Source organism: Photobacterium sp. GB-1 (genome assembly GCF_003026165.1).
Lineage (GTDB): Bacteria > Pseudomonadota > Gammaproteobacteria > Enterobacterales > Vibrionaceae > Photobacterium.
Map to the genome: position 1 here is coordinate 1 of NZ_PYOB01000056.1, position 1,067 is coordinate 1,067.

A 1,067-nucleotide genomic window follows, 5' to 3' on the forward strand; every position below is an offset into this window, starting at 1 on the left:
GTGGCGTTCAAAAAGCAATGAAAGCCGTCATTAAAAGCTGTGGGATCACGAAATCTATCAGTCCTCATAATTTACGTCATAGCTATGCCACTCACCTGTTAGAACGAGGCTTGGATTTACGTTCAGTGCAGCATTTATTAGGTCATAACAGTTTAAATACGACCGCTAAGTACACCCATCTGACCGACATCTCCCGTAAAAACACAACAACAACCATTAATCAACTCACTAATGATTTAACGCTATCATGGGAACTGAACCTATGACTTTTCAATCATTATTGCGCGATTATTACGATGACTTTTGTGCTACGTACTCAACCCAGATCAATCACGATATACGTTATGCCATGAAAACGATACTCACGTGTCACACTGAAAAACAAGGACATAGTCGCTGGCAATGTTCGAATTGCGAACATCAATCTGAATATGCGATGTCTTGTGGACACCGTCACTGTTCTCAGTGTCAGCACCAAGCAACATCCGATTGGTTAGCAAAGCAGCAACAGAAATTGTTGCCTGTTGATTACTTTATGGTGACATTCACGCTGCCAGCTGAGCTTCGATATCTGGCAAAAAAGCATCCCAAAGCACTCTACCAAGCCATGTTTACTGTGACTGCCAGTGTGATAAAAAGCTTTGCTAACAATGATAAATACCTTGGTAATCGCATCGGTTTTACTTCTGTTTTACACACTCATAATCGGCGTCGAGATTTACATCCTCATATTCATATGGTGATCACTGGCGGTGGCTTTGATGACAAGAAACGACAATGGAAAAATTGTAAAAACCACTACCTCTTTAATGCATTTGCTCTCGCAAAAGTATGGCGAGCAAGATTGTTAGCCTATCTCACTACTGAACTAAAGTGGGCGTTACCCGATCACATCACGAAAAAGTGGGTGGTTGATTGTAGACATGTAGGACAAGGAAAACCTGCATTATTGTATTTATCGACATACCTTTATCGAGGGGTAATTGCGGATAAAGACATTCTGTATATCAATAATGAACAGGTGACATTTCGTTATAAAGATAGCCAAACTCAAACGATGAAGACAC

2 protein-coding genes are annotated in these 1,067 nt (G+C 40.7%); both read left to right on the forward strand.

What is annotated here, in order from left to right; translation table 11 throughout:
* Positions 1-266, forward strand: a 266-nt coding sequence (locus C9J45_RS21365; RefSeq protein ID WP_146144338.1) for a tyrosine-type recombinase/integrase, incomplete at its 5' end; no start/stop codon positions are given.
* On the forward strand, positions 263-1,067 hold an 805-nt coding region (locus C9J45_RS21370; RefSeq protein ID WP_107292999.1), incomplete at its 3' end, for a transposase. The genes C9J45_RS21365 and C9J45_RS21370, both read left to right, overlap by 4 nt.